Annotated in this window: 4 protein-coding genes and 1 pseudogene; 3 read left to right on the top strand and 2 right to left on the bottom strand. The window is 72.1% G+C overall.

Annotated features, from left to right (window positions below; genetic code table 11):
- Together ACIBEC_RS47665 and ACIBEC_RS47660 are read right to left on the bottom strand one after the other, a co-directional pair.
- Positions 1-96, bottom strand: a pseudogene (locus ACIBEC_RS47665) (electron transfer flavoprotein subunit beta); the annotation flags it as partial.
- Between the two features lie 315 nt (positions 97-411).
- On the bottom strand, positions 412-825 hold the full coding sequence (locus ACIBEC_RS47660; RefSeq protein WP_360510260.1) for a thioredoxin family protein: 414 nt from the start codon (positions 823-825) through the stop codon (positions 412-414).
- A 219-nt stretch (positions 826-1,044) separates the two neighbouring features.
- Here ACIBEC_RS47660 and ACIBEC_RS47655 point away from each other — a divergent pair, with 219 nt between their 5' ends.
- The 3 genes from ACIBEC_RS47655 to ACIBEC_RS47645 all read left to right on the top strand — a co-directional run bounded on the left by ACIBEC_RS47655 (position 1,045) and on the right by ACIBEC_RS47645 (position 3,960).
- Positions 1,045-1,470, top strand: a complete 426-nt coding sequence (locus tag ACIBEC_RS47655; protein WP_360510258.1) for a DUF4395 domain-containing protein — start codon at positions 1,045-1,047, stop codon at positions 1,468-1,470.
- A 247-nt stretch (positions 1,471-1,717) separates the two neighbouring features.
- The gene (locus ACIBEC_RS47650) at positions 1,718-2,488 is read left to right on the top strand and encodes a lysophospholipid acyltransferase family protein (protein WP_360510256.1); all 771 of its coding nucleotides are present in this window, start codon (positions 1,718-1,720) and stop codon (positions 2,486-2,488) included.
- 176 nt (positions 2,489-2,664) lie between these two features.
- Positions 2,665-3,960 (top strand): hypothetical protein, encoded by a 1,296-nt coding sequence (locus ACIBEC_RS47645; protein WP_360510254.1) that lies wholly within the window; start codon positions 2,665-2,667, stop codon positions 3,958-3,960.
- The last annotated feature ends 114 nt before the right edge of the window (positions 3,961-4,074 follow it).

The raw sequence follows: 4,074 nt of genomic DNA, 5'->3' as shown, positions 1-4,074 counted from the left end.
CACGCCCTCCCGGTCCGTGGTGTGGTCGTCCGCGAAACGACGGTCACCCGTCGCGTCCGGCACGTACTTCACACAGACAACGATCCTCAAGCTCACGGCCTTGTCTCCTGTACTGGTCTCGTCCGGCGGCTGCGGCTGTGCAAGCGGGCGCGAACACGGAACGCACCCGCTCCGGGCAGCGAATTCCCGTGCCGGTCCGGAACTTCCTGGCAGCATACTCGCCGGTAGCCCAGTGGTCACTACTGGCCAGTAGCTTACGCCGGCGACTGCGCCCGCCGCCTGCGCACATCCTGCCCCAGGCAGGGCGCGACTCCACCTGACGGGGCGGACCAACAGGGACAGGATTCCGCTGCGACGGGAATCCATCGCAACGGGAGTCCTACGCGACGGGTTCCCCTGCGACGGGGCTCCTCAGACCGCCTGGCCGAGCGCCGCAATCACGTCCGCCCTGCGCGGCTGCCCCACCGCCCGGCGCACCACCCGGCCGTCCGCGTCCAGCACCAGGACGGTCGGCGTCCGCCTGATCTGCAGCCGACGGACCAGCTCCAATCGGGCCTCGGCGTCCACCTCGACGTGCTCGACCCCCTCGACCATCCCGGCCACCTCCGAGAGCACCCGCCGGGTGGCCCGGCACGGCTGGCAGAAGACCGTCGAGAACTGCACCAGCGTCGCCCGCACGCCGAGCGGCCCGCCCAGCTCCGCCTCCGACAGCCGTACCGTCCCGTCAGTGGTGCGCACCCTCATCCTTCCGTCGAGCCCGGCCCGCAGCAGCCCGAACGTGGTCGCGACCGCCAGCACGACAACGCACGCCACCAGCCCGGTCATCCCCCCAGTCTGCGCCAGCCACGACGGGCCCCGAAAGACGGTCGACCGCCGGGGGCGGGCCGCGTACGATCGGCCGGTGGACTCCGAGCGCTCCTCACCGCCGTTGCCGACCGCCCGCCGCGTCATCTCCCCGGGCCGGCCCACCGGACCCCACTGTCGCTGACGCCCCCGCCGCCACCTTCCGCCGCTGCCGCCCGTCGCGACCCTCCCGGAGCCCCCGTGCAGACCGACCCCCGCGGTCCCCGTTTCTCCGCCGCGCTCACCTCGGCCGTCCTGATCGCCGTCCTCCTCACCGGCAGCAGCGGACTCCTCGCCGCCCAAGCGCTCGTCTTCGCCCTCGGCGCGTTCGGCGGCTTACGGCTCTCCCCGTACGACTGGCTCTTCCGGATCCTCGTCCTGCCCCGCCTGGCCCCGCCGTCCGAGACCGAGGACGAGCGGCCGCTGCGCTTCGGGCAGGGCATCCTCCTGGTGTTCGCCGCGGTCGGCGCCCTCGGCCACGTCACCGGGGTGACCTGGCTCGGCCTGCTGGCCACCTCGGTCGGCCTCGCCTCCGCCTTCCTCAACGCCGCCTTCGGCTACTGCGTGGGCTGCGAGCTCTACCCGGTCGTCCGGCGCGCCCAGGGCCGCCTCACCGCCGGGGCCTGACCCGCCTCCGGCGGCCACCCCCGGCCCGGGGAACGGAAGAGTTCCCGGTCGAAGTTCATCACGGAGATCACACCGTGAAAATCGGCTTGACCGCACGCCTCAGGTGACAGCAGGCACTCGTTCGGGGGATCATCTCCGTGTATCACCCGTGACCGCCGCGGCGTGCCGTGCTCCGGTCGGCACCGCCCGCGCAACGTCACGGGCCCCCGCCGAACCGGGCTCCGGCCCGTGGAAGTCAGGACTGACCGTGGCAGAGTTCGTGTACCCGCCGGTGATCGGCGCCGCACTCACCGCCTTCCGCGCGCTCGACGTGCGAATCAAGATCGTGGGCGCCGAACACATCCCCGCCAAGGGGGGAGCGGTACTGGTCAGCAATCACATCAGTTACCTGGACTTTCTCTTCGCCGGTCTCGGCGCCTACCGCGGCGGCAACCGGAAGACCCGCTTCATGGCCAAGGACGACGTCTTCAAGCACCGGATCTCCGGCCCGCTGATGCGCGGCATGAAGCACATCCCGGTGGACCGCACCGACGGCCAGCCCGCGTACGAGGCCGCCGTGCGCGCCCTCAAGGCCGGCGAGGTGGTCGGGGTGTTCCCCGAGGCGACGATCAGCCGCTCGTTCATGCTGAAGAAGTTCAAGACGGGCGCCGCCCGGATGGCCGCCGACTCCGGCACCCCGCTGCTGCCCGTCGTGCTCTGGGGCACCCAGCAGCTCTGGACCAAGGGCCGCCCGAAGACGCTGACCAAGCGCCACGTCCCGGTCACCATCATGATCGGCGAACCGATTCACCTCGGGCCGGACGACAAGCCCGTCATGGTCACCAGACGACTCCGCGCCGCCATGAGCGAGATGCTCGACCAGGCCCAGCGCGAGTACCCCGGCAAGCCCTCCGGCCCGGACGACACCTGGTGGCTGCCCACCCACCTCGACGGCACCGCGCCCACTCTGGAGGTCGCCGAGGCCGAGGACGAGGCGGAGGCGCTCGCCAAGGCCGAGCGCCGCGCCGCCCGGGGCTGACAAACCCTCCCCCTCCCCCTTCCGCTACTCCGTGTGGCCTAGCGAGCGCGATCCGTCGCGTGTCGCCCGGCCTCCGACGCCCCCCGTCTGACACAGTGACAGCTCCTTTCAGGGGCCTTCGTCCTGAATCGGCGACGGGGGCACACGTCGAGCGGTCGGCAAGGTCGGAGGCAGAGATGGCACGGATCACTGGGACACGGCAGTCCCCCACAAGCAAGGCCCGCACTCGCGCAAGCGCAGGTGCGGGCCTTCTGCTTCTGGGCACCCTGCTCACAGGCTGCGGGGCCGAGCCCGGGGAGATCCCCCTCTCCGAGATCCGGCCGGAGTCCCCCTCCGCCACCCCGGAGCCGACGCCCGCCGCAACCCCCGGCGTGGTCGGCGCGGCAGCCGGAGCCCCCGCCGCGGCCACCGCGCACAACGGACTGATCGTCAGCCGGTCCTACACCGACTCCTCCCGCAGCACCAGCGCCATCGTCACCCTCTCCCCCGACGGCAGCGGCCAGCACCAGATCACCCAGCCACCGGACCGCGCCCGCGACGACCGACCCGACTGGTCCCCCGACGGCACCGCCGTCGCCTTCGACCGTACCGACCCGCAGACCGGCACCGCCCGGCTCTGGACGGTCGCCGCCTCCGGCGACGGCGCCCACCAGATCAGCCAGCTCTGCGACGACTCCAGCGGCGGCGCCGACTGCGCCAACGAGGACGAACGCGCCCCCGCCTTCTCCCCCGACGGCAAGCAGCTCGCCTTCAGCCGCTCCTGGGGCGCCCTGAACCCTGCCGACAACACCCGGACCCAGTACTCGGACCTCTACCTGATGAGCCCCGAAGGCACCGACGTCCAACGGCTCACCTTCCTCACCAACGACAAGCCCTACTCCGGCTCGGTCAGCAGCCCCAGCTGGTCCCCCGACGGAAAACAGCTCACCTTCGAGTACCGCACCAGCGCCACCGGACAACCCGCCAACAGCCGGGCCATCTACGTCGTCAACACGGACGGCACCGGGCTCCGCCAGCTCACCCCCTGGGACCTGCGCGCCGGCGACCGTGCCGACTGGTCCCCCGACGGCACCAGGATCCTCTTCACCACCTACCCGGCCGGCCCCGACAACGCCCCCGGCGGCGCCATCTATACCGTCCACCCCGACGGCACCGCCATCGGCGCCCTCACCCCCGCCCCCTCGGACGCCTTCTACGGCGCCGCCGCCTACGCACCCGACGGCAAGTCCATCGTGTTCGCCCAGGCCCCCGCGGGCGCCGGCGCCGACCTCTACAGCATGCGGCCGGACGGTACGGGCGTCGCCCGCCTCACCAACAGCGCCGACAAGTGGCTCAACCACCCGGCCTGGGGCACGGCGGAACTCCCGGCTGCCCCGTCTACTCCGACTCAGAGCGCCCAGCCCGAGGCCCAGCAGCCGGCACAGGCCCAGGGACAGCCGCCGACGGAGGAGCCGCAGTCCGAGGACGAGTGAGCCGACGGGCCGGAAAGGCCCGGAAATGCGAAGAACCCCCATCCGGGATCCGGATGGGGGTTCTTCTGAAAGATTGTTCGGCGGCGTCCTACTCTCCCACAGGGTCCCCCCTGC

Source organism: Kitasatospora sp. NPDC051164 (assembly GCF_044455625.1).
Lineage (GTDB): Bacteria > Actinomycetota > Actinomycetes > Streptomycetales > Streptomycetaceae > Kitasatospora.
This window is presented reverse-complemented; position numbering and strand designations above follow the sequence as displayed.

Excerpts from the sequence above, each read along its gene's own strand:
- ACIBEC_RS47645 (WP_360510254.1), top strand. The coding sequence starts at position 2,665 with ATGGCACGGATCACTGGGACACGGCAGTCCCCCACAAGCAAGGCCCGC.
- ACIBEC_RS47660 (WP_360510260.1), bottom strand. The coding sequence starts at position 825 with ATGACCGGGCTGGTGGCGTGCGTTGTCGTGCTGGCGGTCGCGACCACG.